The organism is Tunturiibacter empetritectus (assembly GCF_013410875.1).
In the GTDB taxonomy this organism is placed as follows: domain Bacteria; phylum Acidobacteriota; class Terriglobia; order Terriglobales; family Acidobacteriaceae; genus Edaphobacter; species Edaphobacter empetritectus.
Genome location: NZ_JACCCU010000002.1, coordinates 439984 through 458317 on the forward strand (window position 1 = coordinate 439984; position 18334 = coordinate 458317).

The following is an 18334-nucleotide window of genomic DNA, read 5'->3' on the forward strand; positions in this document are numbered from 1 at the left end:
GACGCTCATCAAAGGCCGGGTGCCGGGTGCGCCATATCTCGATTCTGAGATATGGGCATTCGCGCCGCGCGCGAACCGCTCTCCTCTATCGCCCTAAGCTCTCCCCAGCGCCCTCGCACTCACCAGCCTCCGCTCCAGATGCCGCTCCAGCGTCTCCACCGCAAACCTCCGCAGATCCGCCGCCCGCCCCTTGGGCCAATCCTCCTTTGCCAACTCCCCCACCGTCCCGCGAAACATCCGCACCGCCTCCCCCACCGAAGCCGCCGCCAGCCCCACACTCCCCGGCCGCCGATCATCCTCGCAAGTCACCCCGTCACTAGTACCCGAATACCAAACCGTCCCTCCACGCAGGTCCAGGCCACAAACAACGCAGTGCCCCAGCTCCGGCATCCACCCCATCAACCGGCTCATCCACAGCGAAAAGTAAGTCACCGGCATCCACACCCTCCCCACCTGTATCTGGTCGAGCACCGCCAGCACCAGCCGAAACACCGCATCCTCAGGAGCCTGCTCCGGCAGCGCCTCCTCCACCACCTCCGCCACAAACTGCAGCGCCGCCGTCCGCGCATAGTCAATCGGCCGCGAGAGCGGCGAACTCAAAATCTCAAACGCATCCAGCCGCACCAGCTCCTGCTTCGGCCTCTCCGCATACGTCGCCCGCACATAGGTCATCGGCTCCAGCGCCCCGCCAAACCGCCGCCGCGACCGCATCGCATGACGAGCCACCCCCTTCACCCGCCCCTGCTCCCGCGTAAACAGGCTCACCAGCAGGTCCGCCTCCTGAAACGGCCACACACGCAACACGATCGCCTCTCCCTGCCGCTCAATCATCCCAACCAGACTAATCCACCGCGAATTAGAAGACGAAAACGGGCACCTCTGGTATAGGATTGCGTTCGGCGAGCAAACCCTTCTCCCCGCCAATAACTCTTCTGGAGGATAAGCGTGAACAAAACACAACGATTCTTTGTCGCAGCAGCAATGTCAGTCTCCCTCATCGCAATGGCAGAAGAACCTGGCTCAACCGTCAAAGTCACCGGCTGGGTCATCGACTCAGCATGTGCATTTACCAAAGGCCTCAGCAAACCCATCGGAGTAGCCTGCGCAAAAGCCTGCGCCAAAAACGGCTCCCCTCTCGTCATTCTGCAGGACGACGGAACCATCTATCTGCCGATCGACAGCGCAACACCCTCAGCATCACAGAACGCAAAACTAATGCCCTACGCCGGAGAGCACGTCACCATCACCGGAAAGGACTACGCAAGAAACGGCTCGCACGGCATCGTCATCGACACCATCTCAAGATGAACGGGCAACCTGATCTCAACTGAACCGAGCCAGCGGAAACGAGCCAGTACGCAAAAAGAGACGCGCAGCTCATAGGCCACGCGTCTCTTTTGAAATCCCTAAACGAATCTACCGCCCGAAGTGAGCCGCATTCTTCGTCTGATACTCCGCCCACTTCTCCGGCAGGTCATCCCCCGCATAGATCGCCGACACCGGGCAAACCGGCACGCACGCGCCGCAATCAATGCACTCCACCGGATCGATAAACAGCTGCACCGCGTCGCTATACCCGTTTTCATCCTTCTTCGGATGGATACAGTCCACCGGGCAGGCATCCACGCAAGCCGAATCCTTCGTCCCGATGCACGGTTCCGCAATCACATAAGCCATCTCAAAAATCTCCCTTAGTTACGTGTAAAACCCACGTCTAAATTCACCGTCTAAATCCGCCGCGCAAATTAAGCTCGTGCCTAGATTCTAGCAGCACATCCGCTCTCATCTGCAACTCGCTCTTCAATGCACCAGAGGCCGCTTCAGCCCCTGTTTCGCTCACTTCAAGCCGTTCTGCTCCCGCATCCGCCCCGCCAGATTCTCCGGAAAGATTCTCTCCCGCGACCCCGCAATCTCACCCTCGCTCCACCAGCGAATCTCACGCATAATCTCCCTCTCATCCACCGTAACTCCCATCAGACGAGGCTCCTCCCGCCGACACCTCGCCCTGAACAGAAAATCCGTATTGTCCTGCATCTCCCTCTGATGCAGAAACTGATTCCTGTCGCAGTACACCGGCCCCGACATCACAAGCTCCAGCCCAGTCTCCTCCCTCACCTCACGCGCTGCCGCCGCAGCCTCCGTCTCTCCCGCCTCAATCTCTCCACCCGGCAGAGCCCAGAAGACAAACTCCCCCTCCTCCCGCGGCACCACAAATCGAATCAGCAAAACATCTCCCGCCTCATCAAACAGCATCACCCGCGCCGTTCGTCTCTTCCGCACCCTACTTCGCAGCCATCCGCTTCGCCGCAAACTCCGCCGCCGAAGGAATCGCCGTCAACTCTCTTCCCGCAAACATCTCCGTAAACAGATGCACCATCTCGTTCTTAATCAACCCATTCGTCACCAGAGTCTCGCGACTATCCAACGTAAACTTTCCCCCATCGAAGTGAGTCGCCGAGCCCCCAGCCTCCTCCACCAGCAGAAATCCAGCCGACGTATCCCACGGATTCAGATTGAACTCCCAGAACCCATCCAGCCGCCCGCAAGCCACATACGCCATATCCAACGCCGCACTCCCTGCCCTCCTCACCCCATGCGACCGCAGCGTGATCTCGTTATAGAAGTGAATGTTCGGGCTCTCATGCCGCTTCTTACTCGGAAACCCCGTAGCCGTCAGCGACTCCTGCATCAAAGCGATCTTCGACACATGGATCTTTCTCCCATTCAGCCACGCGCCCTTTCCCCTCTCCGCAGAAAACATCTCATCGCGCAGCGGGTCGTAGATCACCCCGGCCACCATCTCTCCATCCTGATCCGCAGCCAGCCCAGCCGAGCGCCTCTCCAAACCCAGCACTACGCAGAACGCCGGAAACCCATGCGCAAAGTTCGTCGTCCCATCCAGCGGATCCACATACCACCGAAACTCGCTATCCAATCCACTCCGCGTCCCCTCCTCGCCATACACCCCATGCGCAGGAAACGCCGCCTTCAGCTTCTCCACAATCAACTGCTCGCTCGCACGATCGGCCTCCGTCACCAGGTCCACATCGCCCTTGTACTCCGTCGTCACCCCCTTCGTGTAAAACCCCCGCAGCAACGCCCCCGCCTGCCGCGCAATACCCTCAGCAATATGCGCAAACTCAAACTTCTTCATCATGAACCTCCCATCGACCGCAGCCGTCTCCAGTGCTATCGTTGTCCACCAGAGTATGTCCACCAGACTATCCTGTGCCCGTCCGGCCCCGCTCGAAACTCCATCTCTCCCGAGGTCGGCCATGCCAAAATTTCTTATCGAACGCGATATCCCCGACACCGGCCACCTCACGCGCGAACAACTCGTCGCCATCTCCGAAAGCTCCTGCCGCACCCTCCGCGGCATCGACCCCGAAGTGCAGTGGCTCACCTCCTTCGTCACCGCCGACAAGATCTTCTGCATCTACATCGCACCCGACGAAGAGGTCATCCGCCGCCACGCCTTCGAGGGCGGCTTTCCCGCCAACGCCATCACCCTCATCCACTCCACCATCGACCCCACCTACGCCGACGCCTGATCTCTATCGCGCATCCGCGTAGTATCCCGTTCGATACCGCAGATCATACTTCGCCTTTAGCTCCGCATCCGTCATCCTTACCTTGATCTGCCGAAACGAACTATCCGCCCCCCGCCGCGGCGCATAATACCCCAGCAGATACTGCGTCCGCAGGTCATCCGACACATGCGCAAACGCCGGCTCCAGATCCTTCGGGTCCACCACGTAGTAGTACTTCCCACCCGTATCCTCGGCCAGTTGAATCAGCGCATGCTCCCCGCCCGTATTCCTGCCCGCATCCGCATAGATCGGCACAATAATGATCGAGTACACCATCGCCCCCGCCCTCTGCGCCTCCTCTAGCGCCTGCGTATAGCGCGCCCCTTTCACCGTATCGCCGCCATCGGTGATCAGCACAATCACCCGCCTTCGCCCATTCGCAGCCGAGGTCCCCGCCAGCCTATCCGACGCCAGATAGATCGCGTCATACAACGCCGTAGCGTCTCCATGCTGAATCGCATTCAACCCGCTCTCAATCCGCTTCGGCTGATTCGTAAACGGCACAAGCTCCCGCACCACATCCGAGAACTCCATCAGGTCCAGCTCGTCCTGCTCCCGCAGCAGCGCCCGCACAAAGTGCTTCGCCGCCTCCTTCTCCAGCCGCTCACTGGTCATCACGCTCTCACTCGCATCAATGGCAAGCACGATCGACAGCGGCGTCGTAGCCTCTTTCTCAAATACAGCGATCTTCTGCAGCTTCCCATCCTCAAGAATCTGGAAGTCCTCCCGCTCCAGCCCACCCACCGGCGAACCCTTCGTATCCACCACGTTCAACGCCACATTCACCAGCCGCGTCTCCACCCTGATCGTAGGAAATCCGCCCTCAGGAGTCCCCGCAGAACCATTCGCCTTGCCACCCGTCTGAGTCTGAGTCGCCACCGCAGGCGGTGTCTGCACATCCTCCGGATCCTTAGGCGCCTGCGCCCCCACCGCCGGAGGAGGCTGCCGCACCACCGGAGCCTGCGACAACAGATCCCCCCGCACCAGCACGAGCCCAAGCAGAGCCCCAACCAGCACTCTCACCGTGCGCCTCCACCCTCGACCTTCGCCACAGAACCGGGTGCCCGATACATCGCTTCTGATATATCGGCATCGTCCGTAGAAGCATGACCGCCGGGTCCCGCCGTCTCGCCGACTCGCTGACTCGCTAACCCACCGGGTGCCCCATCCTTTCGCGGTTTCATCGCGATAGGGTGGGGTATTCGCGCCGGTAGGCGCGAACCGCTCTCCTCCCCAAGCCCATCCGCCCCGCCCAAAACCAACGCCTCGGAAGCGCCCTCCGTCTCGCTGACTCGCTGACTCGCCAACCCGCCAACCCCGCCAACCCGCTGCTCCTCAGGGAACGGCTCCCCATCCGCCCACACCGCCCCATCCACAAACTGTTCTTTCTTCCAGATCGGCACCATCTTCTTCAACGTATCGATCAGCCACCGGCAAGCCTCAAACGCCGCACCCCGATGCGCCGAAGCCACCACAATCAGCACACTGGTCTCCCCTACATAAAGCCGCCCCAGACGATGCACCAGCGCCACATCCCGTACGCCAAACAGCTCCACCGCCTCGCCCGCCAACCCGCGCATCTTCTCCAGCGCCATCTCCCGATAAGCCTCATAGTCGAGATACAGCGTCTTCCGTCCCCGCGTATTATCCCGCACAATCCCGTCAAACACGCACACCGCGCCGTCCGCAGCAGCTTTGATCTCCGCCGCAATCTCCGCCGACGCAATCACCTCATCTGTAATCTCAACCCGCATCCCATACCTCAAACCCATACTCAACCTTTGTCATTCTGAGCGGAGCGAAGAACCTCCGCATTTTGCTTTTGCCTTTGCTTTTGCCTTTGCCTTTGCCTCTACCTCTACCTCTACCTCTAAACAAATCAACTAAAAATCGTCATCTCGACCGAAGCTGCTCACGGTCTCATCGTGAGCAGCGTAGTGGAGAGACCCCCGCATTTGTTCTTGTTTTTGCCGCTGCTCTTGATTTTGCCTTTGCTCATCGCTATCGTCTTCCAACTCCCCCACTCACCGGCGGCAACAAAGCCACCTCATCCCCATCCTTCAACACATCGACACCTTGCGCATACTCCTGATTCACCGCCACAGCCATCGAATCCCAAACTCCCCCAGCGCCCACAGCCCGTCCCCGGCAAGCCGCAATCAGATCCGCCACCGAAGCCCCATCCGCCAGCTCCATGTCTTCACCACTCCTGCCGAAGACATCCTTCAGCACTCCAAAATAAAGAACTCGCACCCGCATATCCCATCAGAATACGCGAGCACGAGTCTTTGACGTCCATACAACTTCAACATCACTCCTAAAGGGAGCAACGCCGCCTTCTGACCATCAAACCCTTCAGCAAACCGAGTCCGGAAACGGAGAGTTCGCAATCAGGTCGCAGAAGTTCGGGCTCTTGTACCCGGGAATAAACCGTTCGCAAACATCCGCCTTCACCGTCCCCCAGGTCGTCCCCGGCTTATTCTCAAACCCGCCAAAGAACGCCTTCACGATCCCCTCCTTGAAGTTCTCCCGAGGATACTCCGCCACAATCGCCTCACGAAGCTCCGCCGGAAAACTCTCAAACCCCTCCCCCAGCACATCCAGCCCCACGCCTGAAAACAGCAACGCCACCTCCGGCTTCATATACTGCGTCACCCCTGGGGTCGTATGCAGCGCAATCGCCGTCCACGCCGTCATCACCTCTTCCTCCGCCACGTTATGCGCAGTCAAAAACTGCCGCACCGCATTCGCCCCATCCACCTCAAACCGCTCCGTCTCGCTGATGTACCTCTTCACCAGCCCAAGATCGTGGAACGCTGCGCTCACATACAACAGCTCAGGATCGAACCGCAGCTTCTTCTGCCGCCCCAGCTCCGCAGCAAACAAATACACCCGGTTCGAATGGTTGAACAACAGATCCGTACCCTGCTCACGCAAAATAGCGGTAGCCTCTTTGGCAAGCTTGGAATCAGGAATAGCGGTAGCAGAAATCGTAAGACTCATGGCACTCTCCTTTGGCACAACTTACTGACACCCCCATCCTGCGCCGCCCCCGCCCGCACCGCCACGACACAGATATAGCAAATTCGGACATCCCCTCGGCCCCAATCACGTACCCTGAAACCATGCGAAAGATCGTCATCACCGGCCCTCCACCCGTGCAGATCCTCGACATCGCCGGCCCCCTCGAAGTCTTTGCCAACGCCGTCTTCGCCAACGCCGTCCCCGCCAACTCCCCCGGCTACGAGATCACACTCGCCACACCCGACGCCACCACCGTCCTCCAGACCAACCGAGGCTTCGCCCTCACCAACGCCGTCCCCCTCGCCGAAGTCACCGGTCCAATCGACACCCTCCTCGTCACCGGCGGCCCCGGAGCCGAATCCGGCACCTACGATCCCGTTTACGTCGCCTGGATCGCCCAAGCCGCCACCCGCTCCCGCCGCGTCGCCTCCATCTGCACCGGAGCCTTCCTCCTCGCCGCCGCCGGCCTCCTCGACAACCGCCAGGCCGTCACCCACTGGGACTTCTGCGACCGACTCGCCCGCGAGTTCCCCGCCGTCCAAGTCAAGCCCGACCCCATCTACCTCCGCGACGGTTCCATCTACACCTCCGCCGGCATCACCGCCGGCATGGACCTTGCCCTAGCACTCGTAGAAGAAGACCACGGCCACGCCGCCGCCCTCGCCATCGCGCGCAAGTTAGTCATGTTCCTCGTCCGCCCCGGAGGCCAGGCCCAGTACAGCCACATGCTCTCCCACCAGGCCGTCACCTCGCAGCCCCTACGCGAGCTACAGGTCTGGATGCTCGAGCACCTCCGCGAACCCCTCACCGTCGACCGCCTCGCCGAGCGCATTGGCGTCAGCCCCCGCCACTTCACCCGCATCTGCCTTCGCGAAACCAGCATGAACCCCGGCCAGTTCGTCGATCGCATGCGCGTCGAAGCCGCCCAGCAGATGATCGACAGCTCCAGCATGGGACTCAAAGAGATCGCCGACGCCACCGGCTTCAGCACCGCAGACGCCATGCGCCGCACCTTCTCCCGCATCCTCGGCATCACACCCGCCGAATACATCCACCGCTTCAAACGCCCCATCAAGTCCTAGCTGGATACAGCTGGGCAAAGATGGGCAAACCAGCAACACCCGTAATCATTTTCAACAGCCGGGTGCTTCATATCTCGATTTTGAGATGTGGGCCTCATGCGAAGCATGACCGCTTTCTCAAGACTCCTTCGCCGCACGATACTTCTCCAACAGCTTCCTCCCCCTAGCCGCTAATTTCTTCGCCGCAGCCTCCGTCTTCGGCACAGCCTCGCCCCACGCGTGTGCACTCAGTGCCAACCGCGTCGGTTCTCCATCCTTCATCATCGGCCCGCGCGGATGCGTAAAGTGCCGCGTCAAAAACGATCCCTTCCTCCGCATCTTCTCCGGAGTATCCGCCTCGCCCTTCACTCCCGGCTTCAGATTCGCACCCTCTGTCTTCTTATAAAACTCCCGCCCCGCCGCCGTCAGCCCGCCCTTCGGATCCTTCCCCTTCGCAGACATCGACTTCGCCGCGCTCTTCGTTGCAGACTTCGCGGCGCTCTTCGTTCCTGACCTCTTCACCACACTCTTCGCACTTGGCTTTTTCACATTTGGCATCGCAAACCCTCTTCTACTTGAGAATCAATCCACCCCCAACAGGTTTCTTCGGCACTCGCCGAAGTTCGACCACAAACACCATCGCACCACAAATTGCACCATCCACGGTTCCAAATTAAAGACCGCCAAACTACTGCAACCTATCGGCAACTTCCATAACCGCTGCGATGGCATCACTTACACCCTCGCCACCCGAGATAAGCTGGCTCCGACCAACATTCACGCTCCTTTTGGCATCCAACCGTCATCAGTCGCCGCACCATCCCATGACCATTCCAGCTATCCCAAATCTAGTAATTCAACTCATCCTCGCCACCTCAGTTGTCTTGTTTCTCTCCTCACTCCTCCCCATCCGCCGGATCTGCGCCATGCTGCCTCGCGGCCGTGCCCGCTCCACCTGGCGCATCATGGGAGCACTTCTCACCCTCGCCGCCGTCGGCGTCGCCATCTTCCTCCGCATCAACACCACCGACGGTCCAGACAACTACGAAGACTGGATCGTCAGCCTCGTCTTCCTGGCCGCATCCATCTTCGTCTTTACCGTATCCACCCTCGCCCTCCACACCGCCAGAGACCTCTCCAAGATCGTCGACCTCGAACGCGCCGCCATCATCGACCCCGTCACCGAACTCTTCAACCGCCGTCACATCATGGCCCTTCTCGACGCCCAGTGCCAGCACTCCTGCAAGCACAACTCCCCCTTCTCCATCCTCCTCATCGACGTCGACAACTTCAAAGCCATCAACGACACCTTCGGCCATCGCACCGGAGACACCGTCCTCAAAGAGCTCGGCCGCGTCATCTCCCACATCATCCCCGAATCCAGAGCCATCGGTCGTTACGGCGGCGAGGAGTTCCTCGTCATCCTTCCCCAATCCGCCTCCAGCCAGGCATGGCGCATCGCCGAAGAGCTTCGAAAAGCCGTCCAGGCCACCAAAATCGCCAGTCAGAGAACGCTCATCGACTCCCCCACCATCAGCATCGGCATCGCTACTGCCTTCGGATGGAAGGAGACCTCTGAAGACCTCATCGAGATCGCCGACGAAGCCCTCTACTCCGCCAAAGCTGCCGGACGCAACTGCATCTGCCACGCCTTCGAATCCTCAGGACGACAATCCGCCTCCAGATTCACCACCGTCCCCGCAACCCAATAGCCACCCCACCGCAATTCACACACTACCCACTCACGCCTTCGTCGGCTCATAGTGCAGCAGCACGCTTCCATTGCCAAACACGCGATGCTTCGTCAGCGTCAGCTTCACCTTTTCCTCCAGCCCTTCGAACATCGTCTTCCCCCCACCAAGAACCACAGGCATCACGGCAATCTGATACTCATCGATCAGCCCCGCACCCGTCAGCTGCGCAACAAGCGTCCCACTCCCGAAGATCACCATCCCCTCCCCGGCCTCCGCCTTCATCTTTCGCACCGTCTCCACCGGATCGGTCTTCACCAGCGTCGTATTCTTCCACCCCGCCGACTCCATCGACCGCGAAAACACCACCTTCTTCGCGCTGTTCATCCTCTCCGCAACCTCAGGCATCATCGCCGTCGCCGTGGACGTCGGCCAGAAGCCGGCCATCAGGTCATACGTCTTCCTGCCAAACAACATCGTGCCGTCGCCCTTGGCATTCCCCTGCGTAAACTCGTTCCACTCCTTATCCTGCTGGCGAGCCCAGCTCATATCGCCGTTCGCGTCCGCGATGTATCCATCCACCGACGAAATATTGAACACCATCAATCTGCGCATCGATCTCTCCTCCGATCCTCCTGAATCTGAACCCTCAATCTGAATCCAACGTTGGATGGGACCACTCATACTTCGCCCCCGAGATGGTACCTTCAACTGCTGTCGTCTGTCTGTTGTCATTCCGTAGCGCAGCGAAGATCTCCCGCATCTCGTCTTTGCTGTTGTCAGGCGACAGACCACTTCCCAGAAGCGCTTTTCTCGGTACTAATTTCCCTAATAATGTGAATAATAATCCCGTCTCGAATCACTTTGGCGCGGTCAGTTATTCGGGGTCACAGTATCTTTCAATCGCTTCGCGATTTTGATTAACCCACTTGGGATGGATAAAACACGATTTCCCGAAAGTGTTGTTGACGTGCTTCGCGACCCAAACCGCACGGTCGGTCCGGCGCGCGCGCGTACCCCATTCACGCCAGGCTTTCGCCGCCGCTCTAAGCATCTCTTGCTTCAATCGTTCGCGGCTTGCCCGAGTCCGCTCTGCTCCACCGACTAGTTTGCAACTGCCGCAGTAGCTGCCCCGCTTGATTGCAGTCTTCCGTTGGCGTTTGCGAAGGAAATACCGTTTGCAAGTCGGATTGGTACACTTGCCGATGCGCGTCGAAAGCGGTGACGCAAGCAATTCCTGGAAGTAGTGGGTCGCCATGTCGCGCGCATACAGTATCGGGTCTTGATTCTTCCAGCGCGGTTGGTTCACGCCGATCGCCATCGTACCATCCCCGTTCAAGAGAGGCATTGGCTGGTTTCGCAGCCACGATGCTTGAATCTCGTCAAAGATCACCACCGGAGCTTCGTCTGCGGAGACCGTCATAATGGGAGCTTCATCCACCGAAGCGCGGACTCTGCGGCTCGACGGTGTCTCGATCCTGTTGCTGTCGATTCCAGTCTGAAGGAAGCCATCCACAAAAGCGCGTAGCCGGATGAAGAATGCAGCGCTTGCGGCCTCACACTCCGCTTCGCTTGGCAGATTCAGTTCCGGAATTCGCTTCCAAGCCAGCAAACCCCAGTGCGTCGCCTCACCATTGAGGAAGTCAAGGATCAAGTCTCGGAAGAAACGCTCGTAGCGGCCTCCAGCATGATTTTTCCCGTCATAAATTTGCACACTTTGCACACAAAGATGATGCGCGTAAAAAGAATTGTATGCAACCGGTTCTACAACTTTTAAGTCGTCTGAAAGAACAACATAAGGAGTGTGAAGTGATTGGGCGACGCAGTTTCGCCCCGGAGGGTTTCATGGTAACGATGACTGTAATCGGCTTACTTCTGTCTTTGGCCCAACTGGTAATCTCGCTGCGCCGTAAGTAGCCGGAGGGAACTTGTGGATATCACCCTCTCAATTACTACCGACAAGTCGGCTTGTGGGAAGTAATCGACAGTACGAAAAGCTGCTAAATATTTCTGCGGTCTCAATCCCCAGGAGCAAACAACGTAGCCTCACCCGGATACCACACCCGCCCACCCTCCACCCGCGCAAACTCCGTCATCGCATGCACCCTCCGCGAGCTCCCACCGTCAGCCGTCACAAAGAGATCCTCCACCTCCCCACCGCGAGCCAGCACCGCATCCCCAATCAGCGACCGGTGGCACCGCCACGGCACCGCCTCAGCGCACATCACCACCGCAGTCTTCAGATCCGGCAGCCCCATAAGCCAATCCATCTCCGCCCCAAACTCCGGCGTCTGCATATAGTCCGCATACCCCCGAAAGCTCTCGTTCCGCCACGCCGTGTTAACGCTGTCCTTCCTCGCCACCCGGCGCCCACCCAGCCCCACCCGCCACACCCCGCGAATCCCAACCTCCTCCAGCGATGCAAACAGCCTCTCCTGCCCAAACTGCGGATACCGCTTCGACCCCGGATACCGCCTCACATCCACCAGCGTCGAGCAGCCATTCTCCCCCAGCGCCCGCAGAAACGCCCCCAGCTCCAGCGTCGAGTGTCCAACCGTCATCATCCAGCCACCGCCTGAAAATAAACTTCAAAAACGTGTCACATTTTAGACGCCAAAAACATGACGGCTAAGACACCACATCAGCCACGCAAACCACCACGTTCTCACCACAAAAACACCACAGCAAAACACCCATATTTCGCAAAAACCCCCGCAAAAACACCCCTCCACCACCAAACAAAAAATCTCTCCCGCCGAAAAGAAAAAAGGGCGATCCGGCAACCGCCGAACCGCCCTTCGTCCTGATCGAACTTACACCGTAGCGTGAAGAACCTCTTCGCGAACCACCTCATCCTTCACCTTCTCCGCCCGAGTCTTCGGCAGCGCGACGGCCAGGACATCCTCAATCCGCGTAGCGTAGTGCAGCGTAACGCCCTCAATCTGATCCGGCGTTAAGTCCTCATCCACCTGCTGTTTACAGTCCGCCGGCAGAATTACATCCCGCACGCCGGCCCGCTTCGCCGCAAGGAACTTCTCCTTGATCCCGCCAACCGGCAGCACATTGCCGCTCAGCGTAATCTCGCCCGTCATCGCCGTCAGAGGATGCACTGGAGTATCCGTCAACAAGCTGACCAGAGCCGTAGCCATCGTCACGCCGGCCGAAGGACCATCCTTCGGAATCGCTCCCGCAGGCACGTGAATGTGCAGGTCCACATCCTTCGTAAAGTCCTCATCGAGCCCTAACGACGCGGCATTCGAGCGCACCCAGGTCAAAGCAGCCTGCATGCTCTCCTTCATCACATCCCCAATCTGACCGGTGATCGTGAAGCCGCCTTTGCCCTTCATCCGGTTCGCTTCAATGAACAAAACATCGCCGCCCGCCGGTGTCCACGCTAAGCCCACAGCAACCCCAGCACGCTTGGTACGCTCCGCAATCTCGGTATCCACACGCACCTTGATGCCGCCAAGAAACTCGTGCACGACCTCCGGAGTAATCACAACCTTCTCCGTCTGACCCTCCGCGATCTTGCGCGCAACCTTGCGGCACACGGTCCCAATCTGCTGCTCGAGCTTGCGAACACCAGCCTCCCGCGTGTAGTGCCGCGCGATCAGATGCACGCTGTCCTTCGGGAATTCGATGTTCTCTTCCGTAATACCGTTCTCTTTGATCTGCCGCGGAATAAGGTATTTGATGGCGATATTCACCTTCTCCTCTTCCGTATAACCGGTCAGCTCGATGATCTCCATACGATCAAGCAGCGGCCCGGGAATCGTATCCAGCTGATTCGCCGTGCAGATAAACAACACCTTGCTCAGATCAAACGGCTGATCGAGATAGTTGTCGCGGAACGTATTATTCTGCTCCGGATCAAGCGTCTCAAGCAACGCACTCGCAGGATCTCCCCTGAAGTCGCGCCCCAGCTTATCGATCTCATCCAGCATGAACACCGGATCCTTCACCTCAACCCGCTTCAGGTGCTGAATAATCTGCCCCGGCAACGCGCCTATGTATGTCCTCCGATGTCCGCGAATCTCGGCCTCATCATGCATACCGCCCAGCGAGATGCGTGAAAATTTGCGATCCAACGCCTTCGCGATCGAACGTCCCAGCGAAGTCTTACCAACACCCGGAGGCCCAACGAAGCACAGAATCGGCCCCTTCATATCCGGCTTCAAACGCCGCACCGAAAGGTAATCCAGAATGCGATCCTTCACCTTCTTCAAGCCATAGTGATCCTCATCGAGGATCGCCTTCGCCTTCAGAATATCCACCTCGCCCGAAGAGGTCTTCGACCACGGCAGCACCGCCAGCCACTCCACATAGTTCCGCGTCAGGGAGTAGTCCGCCGCCGCAGGATTCATCCGGCTCAACCGGCCCAACTCCTTCAACGCATCCTTCTTCACATCTTCCGGCATCCCGGCGGTCTCAATCTTCTCCTTCAGCTCAGCGATGTCCTTCTGGGTATCATCCTGATCACCCAACTCCTTCTGGATCGCCTTCAACTGCTCGCGCAGGTAGTAATCCCGCTGCGACGACTGCACGGAATCCTGCACCTCGGTCTGGATCTTGTTGCGCAGCTGCTGCACCTCAAGCTCCTTCGCCAGGTGCTTGTTGATCCGCTCCAGACGCGCCGAAACATCTGGCGTCTCCAGTAGCTCCTGCTTGTCAGTCGTCGTCAAAAACGGAAGCGAGGAGGCGATAAAGTCCGCCAGCCTCCCGGGTTCGTCGATGTTGATCGCAATCGTCTGCAGATCGTCGCTCAAGGTAGGCGACGAGGTCACAATCTGCTGGAACTGGCTGACCACATTCCGTTGCAGCGCCTCGGCCTCTGGCGTCTGCTGTGGATCCACGTCCGGAATGGCCTCATATTCGGCCGTCATAAAGGGCGCCAGCTGCGCAAACTCGCCAAGATGTACCCGCTCATTGCCCTCGGTGAACACAAACAGACTTTGGTTCGGCATCTTGACGACCTTGTGCACCGTCGCTCTGGTACCAGTCGCAAACAGATCTGCAGCCTGCGGAGCGTCCTGCCGCGCATCCCGCTGCGCCACCACAAGAATGGTCTTCTCCTCGCCCAGCGACTGAATCAGCTGGATCGAGCTATCCCGCCCCACCGTCAACGGAAGCACCGCGTGAGGAAACAGGACAGTATCCCGAACCGGCAACACCGGAACAGGCCGTTTCCCTATCACCTCAGCACCCGACCCCTCGCTGGTTTTGGTCGCGGTCGGTTGAATCACACTTACAAAGTCGCTTGGCATTGAGTGTACCTCTATCAGATTATCCACTATTCGATGCAGCAAGTCTTCATCTGGTCGCAAACTATGCCCCTCTCTCCGGAAAACGTGCGTCTCCACATTCCGTCATCGGCCATAACCCCATTCGCATCAGTGAGTAACTTCCTAAAAGAGGGATTTCAAGATTGCTCTTCCAAATAAGAGCCCAGTCGTCAGATCCTCGCCAAATCACCCCACGACATCAATCTCGACCCAAAGAAGGACGGGATAATCAAGCCGTCGTTTGACCGCCCACAGTACTGGGCATACTACGCCTCAGACCCGCCACTTTGCCACCGGCCAAGGCAAGCCCAATATAACGTCCGGGACAGCGGGACCGCTAAGCCGCCCAATATCGACCCAGCACCTTCACCATCCGGCAGTGTTCCCGTAACGCACTCAACGCAGCCTCAGCCTTCTCCGCCGAATCGAACCGCACATCGACGTAGAAGACATACTCCCACGGGCTACCCGGAACCGGTCTGGACTCGATCTTGGTTAGGTCCACCCCGGCGTCCGCCAGTCTCTGCAACGCCGCCACCAGCGTTCCCGGTCGATGTTCGATGGCAAACGCCAGGCTCATCTTGTTCCCGTCCTTTGCCGGCTCCTCGACCGACGCACCGTCGCGCTTCACCAGGTGAAACCTCGTGTAGTTCTCAGCATGGTCTTCAATGCCCGCCACCATTACCTCTGCGCCATACTCCGTTGCCGCAAGCGCAGGAGCGATCCCTGCAACATCCCGCAGACCCTCCCCCATGAGTCGCTTCACGCTCCCCGCCGTGTCGTAGAAAGGGACCACCTCCCACTCCGGATGCGAAGCCAGAAATCTCCGGCACTGCGACAACGCGACCGGATGCGACATCACTCTCCTGATCTCCTGCAGCTTCACTCCTGGCATCGCAATCACATTGTGTCGAATCCTCATCAAACTCTCGCGCTCAATATGCACCGGAAGATCCAGTAGCAGATCGTAATGTTCCGCAACCGATCCGTGCAGACTGTTCTCAATGGGCAGCACCGCCGCATCGACCCCACCCGCGAGAACCTTCGCCAGCACCTGGGCCGATACCGTACAAGCAACAATCTCTAACTTCTCGCGACTGCCCAGCATCTCGACAGTTGCCATGTGGCTATTCGAGCCCAGCTCTCCTTGAATCGCCACCTTCAATCCAGATACCCCGCACATTTCGTTCATGTTTGGTTCATATTTTATTCCCTCTGGCAACCCACTCGCCTAACCGGGCAACTTACCACAGGACGGGCCTGAATCTTTGAATGCCATCACGGCGAACCGGGAAGTGAAGCCGGCAATCGTCTTAGGAGAACCAAATGCTTTGGACAATCACAATTATTCTCTTCATTCTGTGGATTGTGGGACTTGTTAGCAGCTACACCCTCGGTGGATGGATTCATATCCTTCTGGTTCTGGCCATCATCGTGCTCATCTTCAACCTGCTGTCTGGCAGACGAGCCCTATAACCACTCTCGAAGTTAAGAAGTTAAACCGCAGCCCTCTCGCTCTATACGCAAGGAGTCAACTATGAACACCGAAAAAGCAGCAGGTAAATTCGATCAGGTAGCCGGCAAGATCAAGCAGAGCGTAGGCGAAGCCGTCGGTAATCAAAAGCTAGCCAACTCGGGCGTAGCCGATCAAGTCAAGGGTGCCGCCAAGGAGACCTGGGGCAACGCTAAAGATGCCGCGGAGGTCGCAAAGGATGATGCCCGCGCTCGTACTGACGTCAAAGGCGAAGACTACAAAGCCCACGCAGAAGACACCGCTCACAACGTGCGCGAGAAGATTGCGAACACCGCGCAGAATGCCAAAGACAGTGTCAACGAGAAGCTGGATAACTTCAAACGAGAGCACAACAGCTAATCAGCAGTCGAATTCTATGGAAAGGTCCGCCACCGTGCGGGCCTTTCTATTTGTGCAGCAACACATCCGCAGCAACAAACCCAAAGAACACCACCGAGATCACCCCATTCAACGTAAAGAAAGCCGCATTCATGCGTCGCAGATCCTTCGGCGAAATAATCGAGTGCTCATACAGAAGCAGGATCGCAACCAGCCCAACCCCTAACATCGCAATCCTTCCCAACCCAAACAGTTCGATCAGCCAGCACAACAGCAGCAGCATCCCCAAATGCATCCCGCGCGCGATCCAAAAGGCTGCCGTGATGCCGAACGCCTGCGGAACACTATTCAGCCCCACCTTGCGGTCGTGTTCAAAGTCCTGACACGCATACAGCACATCGAAGCCGCCAACCCACAACAGCACCGCCGCCGTCAGCACCACAATCCTGATATCCAGCGATCCCCGCACCGCAATCCACGCGGCCGAAGGCGCAATCCCCAACGCCAGGCCCAGCACAACATGCGACCACCGCGTCAGCCGCTTCATATAGCTGTACGCCAGCACCACAGCAAGCGCCACAGGAGCAAGCTCCAGCGTCAGCCGGTTGAGCATCGCCGCTCCCACCACAAACAGCGCGATCGACACCACCACAAATCCCGCAACAAACCCCTTGCTCAGCGCGCCGGCAGGCAAAGCCCTCATCGCGGTGCGCGGGTTCGCCGCATCCAATTGCGCATCCGCCAGCCGATTGGACGCCATCGCCGCAGACCGCGCAGCCACCATGCACACAATAATCCAGCCCAGAACTCGCAGCGTCGGCCAACCACCCGCAGCCAGCACCGCTCCTGTCAACGCAAACGGGAGCGCAAACACCGAATGCTCCCACTTGATCATCTCAAGCGTTACAACCGTACTCTTCCACAACGATGCCATCCCTCTATCGTAAAAGAGTTAGTCCCCTCTAACCTAGCCAGCGTGCCTAAAGGTCAAAAAACAGCCTTATTTAGCCGGTTTCTCCGCCTCACCCCCAACCACCTCCAGGTTATTCACCACTTTGAACACTCCCGGCACACCATTAGCACGAATATTCGCCACATCTTTGTCCGACTGACTGTCCACCACGCCCGACAAAGTCACGTTCCCATTCACAACCGCGATCCGAATCGGCTTTGCCGGATCAATCGCATATTTGTTCAACTGCGGAAAGCCATAGATCGACCGCGCCTCTGCCAGTCGAATCCTGTCATCCATAGGCGACACCGGCGCCACCTCCACGTTATCAATCACGTCTTTCACCCCCGGATAGTTCTCTGCCAGGCTCAACGCCGAATCCTTATCCGTGGGGCCATATGCGGTCCCGCCCAGGGTCACCACACCCTTCTCGACGCCGATCGTAAACGCATTGAACGCCGTCGTTCCATACCCAACCCGGTCATACGCCAGCTTCTCCGCCAGCTTGTTCCGCAGCGTCATGTCATCGACATCAGGCCCCGCAACCTCAATCTGATTCTCAACCCCCTTCACATTCTGCCGGTGGTGGGCACGGTCGTCCGCGTCGAGCTTCGCGCTGTAAAGCTCCACCGTCCCCGTCAGCTTCACAACGCCATCCTGCACCGAGCTCTTCACATCTTTGAATCGCTTGTTATCCAGCGCCTTCGTCACCTCCGCCTGAATCCGCGCGTCGTTTGGCCCCGGCCCGACATTGCCCTGCGCGCTTTGGGCCACGCCCCTCGATGCCCCATCCAACATCGTCAGACCGGCAAAAACCAACACGCCGGCGCATGCAAAGTTCTTCATCCTGCTCATAGTCTTCCCTCCGAAGATCGTTAGCGC

At 58.5% G+C, this 18334-nt stretch carries 22 protein-coding genes; 6 read left to right on the forward strand and 16 right to left on the reverse strand.

The features are described 5' to 3' along the window. Positions 1-93: 93 nt before the first annotated feature. Complete coding sequence (gene recO, locus HDF08_RS14080) at positions 94-831, reverse strand: DNA repair protein RecO (RefSeq protein WP_179639287.1); 738 nt, start codon at positions 829-831, stop codon at positions 94-96. A gap of 114 nt (positions 832-945) precedes the next feature. Here recO and HDF08_RS14085 point away from each other — a divergent pair, with 114 nt between their 5' ends. Continuing rightward, on the forward strand, positions 946-1308 hold the full coding sequence (locus tag HDF08_RS14085) for a hypothetical protein (RefSeq protein ID WP_353069462.1): 363 nt from the start codon (positions 946-948) through the stop codon (positions 1306-1308). 108 nt (positions 1309-1416) lie between these two features. On the opposite strand, the gene HDF08_RS14090 is transcribed toward HDF08_RS14085, so the two are convergent. The 3 genes from HDF08_RS14090 to HDF08_RS14100 all read right to left on the reverse strand — a co-directional run bounded on the left by HDF08_RS14090 (position 1417) and on the right by HDF08_RS14100 (position 3157). Next, the gene (locus HDF08_RS14090; protein WP_158943206.1) at positions 1417-1677 is read right to left on the reverse strand and encodes a 4Fe-4S dicluster domain-containing protein; all 261 of its coding nucleotides are present in this window, start codon (positions 1675-1677) and stop codon (positions 1417-1419) included. 159 nt (positions 1678-1836) lie between these two features. Continuing rightward, on the reverse strand, positions 1837-2280 hold the full coding sequence (locus tag HDF08_RS14095) for an NUDIX domain-containing protein (protein WP_179639288.1): 444 nt from the start codon (positions 2278-2280) through the stop codon (positions 1837-1839). Position 2281: 1 nt separating this feature from the next. Continuing rightward, positions 2282-3157 (reverse strand): inositol monophosphatase family protein, encoded by an 876-nt coding sequence (locus HDF08_RS14100; protein WP_373563224.1) that lies wholly within the window; start codon positions 3155-3157, stop codon positions 2282-2284. Between the two features lie 118 nt (positions 3158-3275). Between HDF08_RS14100 and HDF08_RS14105 the strand changes: the two genes are divergently transcribed. Beyond that, complete coding sequence (locus HDF08_RS14105) at positions 3276-3551, forward strand: DUF4242 domain-containing protein (RefSeq protein ID WP_179639289.1); 276 nt, start codon at positions 3276-3278, stop codon at positions 3549-3551. A 3-nt stretch (positions 3552-3554) separates the two neighbouring features. Here HDF08_RS14105 and HDF08_RS14110 read toward each other — a convergent pair whose 3' ends face one another. From HDF08_RS14110 to HDF08_RS14125, 4 genes are all read right to left on the reverse strand, one after another. Further along, positions 3555-4613 (reverse strand): VWA domain-containing protein, encoded by a 1059-nt coding sequence (locus tag HDF08_RS14110; protein WP_373563199.1) that lies wholly within the window; start codon positions 4611-4613, stop codon positions 3555-3557. Next, positions 4610-5362 carry a molybdenum cofactor biosynthesis protein MoaE gene (locus HDF08_RS21740; RefSeq protein ID WP_257031133.1) on the reverse strand — a complete coding sequence of 251 codons (753 nt, stop codon included), beginning with the start codon at positions 5360-5362 and terminating at the stop codon, positions 4610-4612. Before HDF08_RS21740 ends, HDF08_RS14110 begins: the two co-directional genes overlap by 4 nt. Positions 5363-5591: 229 nt before the next feature. Then, positions 5592-5843 (reverse strand): MoaD/ThiS family protein, encoded by a 252-nt coding sequence (locus HDF08_RS14120; protein ID WP_218884709.1) that lies wholly within the window; start codon positions 5841-5843, stop codon positions 5592-5594. A gap of 102 nt (positions 5844-5945) precedes the next feature. After that, a complete protein-coding gene (locus HDF08_RS14125) occupies positions 5946-6593 on the reverse strand; it encodes an HD domain-containing protein (protein ID WP_179639291.1) in 648 nt (215 codons plus the stop codon). A gap of 11 nt (positions 6594-6604) precedes the next feature. Between HDF08_RS14125 and HDF08_RS14130 the strand changes: the two genes are divergently transcribed. After that, a complete protein-coding gene (locus tag HDF08_RS14130) occupies positions 6605-7696 on the forward strand; it encodes a GlxA family transcriptional regulator (RefSeq protein WP_257031134.1) in 1092 nt (363 codons plus the stop codon). Positions 7697-7813: 117 nt separating this feature from the next. Here HDF08_RS14130 and HDF08_RS14135 read toward each other — a convergent pair whose 3' ends face one another. Continuing rightward, entirely contained in the window at positions 7814-8233 is a 420-nt protein-coding gene (locus tag HDF08_RS14135) for a DUF6321 domain-containing protein (protein WP_179639292.1), read from the reverse strand. 266 nt (positions 8234-8499) lie between these two features. On the opposite strand from HDF08_RS14135, the gene HDF08_RS14140 reads away from it, so the two are divergent. Further along, positions 8500-9387 (forward strand): GGDEF domain-containing protein, encoded by an 888-nt coding sequence (locus HDF08_RS14140; protein WP_179639293.1) that lies wholly within the window; start codon positions 8500-8502, stop codon positions 9385-9387. Positions 9388-9417: 30 nt separating this feature from the next. On the opposite strand, the gene HDF08_RS14145 is transcribed toward HDF08_RS14140, so the two are convergent. The 5 genes from HDF08_RS14145 to pheA all read right to left on the reverse strand — a co-directional run bounded on the left by HDF08_RS14145 (position 9418) and on the right by pheA (position 15840). Further along, entirely contained in the window at positions 9418-9981 is a 564-nt protein-coding gene (locus HDF08_RS14145) for a dihydrofolate reductase family protein (protein WP_179639294.1), read from the reverse strand. 262 nt (positions 9982-10243) lie between these two features. Next, on the reverse strand, positions 10244-11080 hold the full coding sequence (locus HDF08_RS14150) for a hypothetical protein (RefSeq protein WP_179639295.1): 837 nt from the start codon (positions 11078-11080) through the stop codon (positions 10244-10246). A 304-nt stretch (positions 11081-11384) separates the two neighbouring features. After that, complete coding sequence (locus tag HDF08_RS14155; protein WP_179639296.1) at positions 11385-11930, reverse strand: DUF488 domain-containing protein; 546 nt, start codon at positions 11928-11930, stop codon at positions 11385-11387. 249 nt (positions 11931-12179) lie between these two features. Beyond that, positions 12180-14630 carry an endopeptidase La gene (lon, locus tag HDF08_RS14160; RefSeq protein ID WP_179639297.1) on the reverse strand — a complete coding sequence of 817 codons (2451 nt, stop codon included), beginning with the start codon at positions 14628-14630 and terminating at the stop codon, positions 12180-12182. A 355-nt stretch (positions 14631-14985) separates the two neighbouring features. Next, positions 14986-15840, reverse strand: a complete 855-nt coding sequence (gene pheA / locus HDF08_RS14165; protein WP_257031135.1) for a prephenate dehydratase — start codon at positions 15838-15840, stop codon at positions 14986-14988. A 134-nt stretch (positions 15841-15974) separates the two neighbouring features. Here pheA and HDF08_RS14170 point away from each other — a divergent pair, with 134 nt between their 5' ends. Beyond that, a complete protein-coding gene (locus tag HDF08_RS14170) occupies positions 15975-16124 on the forward strand; it encodes a lmo0937 family membrane protein (protein WP_121472057.1) in 150 nt (49 codons plus the stop codon). 61 nt (positions 16125-16185) lie between these two features. Then, the gene (locus HDF08_RS14175) at positions 16186-16521 is read left to right on the forward strand and encodes a CsbD family protein (RefSeq protein WP_179639298.1); all 336 of its coding nucleotides are present in this window, start codon (positions 16186-16188) and stop codon (positions 16519-16521) included. A gap of 46 nt (positions 16522-16567) precedes the next feature. Here the strand turns inward: HDF08_RS14175 and HDF08_RS14180 are convergent, their stop codons facing one another. Further along, the gene (locus HDF08_RS14180) at positions 16568-17434 is read right to left on the reverse strand and encodes a UbiA-like polyprenyltransferase (protein WP_179639299.1); all 867 of its coding nucleotides are present in this window, start codon (positions 17432-17434) and stop codon (positions 16568-16570) included. A 66-nt stretch (positions 17435-17500) separates the two neighbouring features. After that, positions 17501-18307, reverse strand: coding sequence for a BON domain-containing protein (locus tag HDF08_RS14185; RefSeq protein ID WP_257031136.1), 807 nt, complete (start codon positions 18305-18307; stop codon positions 17501-17503). Between the last annotated feature and the right edge of the window lie 27 nt (positions 18308-18334).

Coding starts and splice junctions, on each gene's coding strand:
- HDF08_RS14090 (WP_158943206.1), bottom strand. CDS start 1,677: ATGGCTTATGTGATTGCGGAACCGTGCATCGGGACGAAGGATTCGGCT.
- HDF08_RS14185 (WP_257031136.1), bottom strand. CDS start 18,307: ATGAGCAGGATGAAGAACTTTGCATGCGCCGGCGTGTTGGTTTTTGCC.
- HDF08_RS14140 (WP_179639293.1), top strand. CDS start 8,500: ATGACCATTCCAGCTATCCCAAATCTAGTAATTCAACTCATCCTCGCC.
- HDF08_RS14100 (WP_373563224.1), bottom strand. CDS start 3,157: ATGATGAAGAAGTTTGAGTTTGCGCATATTGCTGAGGGTATTGCGCGG.
- HDF08_RS14155 (WP_179639296.1), bottom strand. CDS start 11,930: ATGATGACGGTTGGACACTCGACGCTGGAGCTGGGGGCGTTTCTGCGG.
- HDF08_RS14135 (WP_179639292.1), bottom strand. CDS start 8,233: ATGCCAAATGTGAAAAAGCCAAGTGCGAAGAGTGTGGTGAAGAGGTCA.
- recO (WP_179639287.1), bottom strand. CDS start 831: ATGATTGAGCGGCAGGGAGAGGCGATCGTGTTGCGTGTGTGGCCGTTT.
- HDF08_RS14175 (WP_179639298.1), top strand. CDS start 16,186: ATGAACACCGAAAAAGCAGCAGGTAAATTCGATCAGGTAGCCGGCAAG.
- HDF08_RS21740 (WP_257031133.1), bottom strand. CDS start 5,362: ATGGGTTTGAGGTATGGGATGCGGGTTGAGATTACAGATGAGGTGATT.
- lon (WP_179639297.1), bottom strand. CDS start 14,630: ATGCCAAGCGACTTTGTAAGTGTGATTCAACCGACCGCGACCAAAACC.
- HDF08_RS14105 (WP_179639289.1), top strand. CDS start 3,276: ATGCCAAAATTTCTTATCGAACGCGATATCCCCGACACCGGCCACCTC.
- HDF08_RS14180 (WP_179639299.1), bottom strand. CDS start 17,434: ATGGCATCGTTGTGGAAGAGTACGGTTGTAACGCTTGAGATGATCAAG.
- HDF08_RS14170 (WP_121472057.1), top strand. CDS start 15,975: ATGCTTTGGACAATCACAATTATTCTCTTCATTCTGTGGATTGTGGGA.
- HDF08_RS14125 (WP_179639291.1), bottom strand. CDS start 6,593: ATGAGTCTTACGATTTCTGCTACCGCTATTCCTGATTCCAAGCTTGCC.
- HDF08_RS14145 (WP_179639294.1), bottom strand. CDS start 9,981: ATGCGCAGATTGATGGTGTTCAATATTTCGTCGGTGGATGGATACATC.
- pheA (WP_257031135.1), bottom strand. CDS start 15,840: ATGAACGAAATGTGCGGGGTATCTGGATTGAAGGTGGCGATTCAAGGA.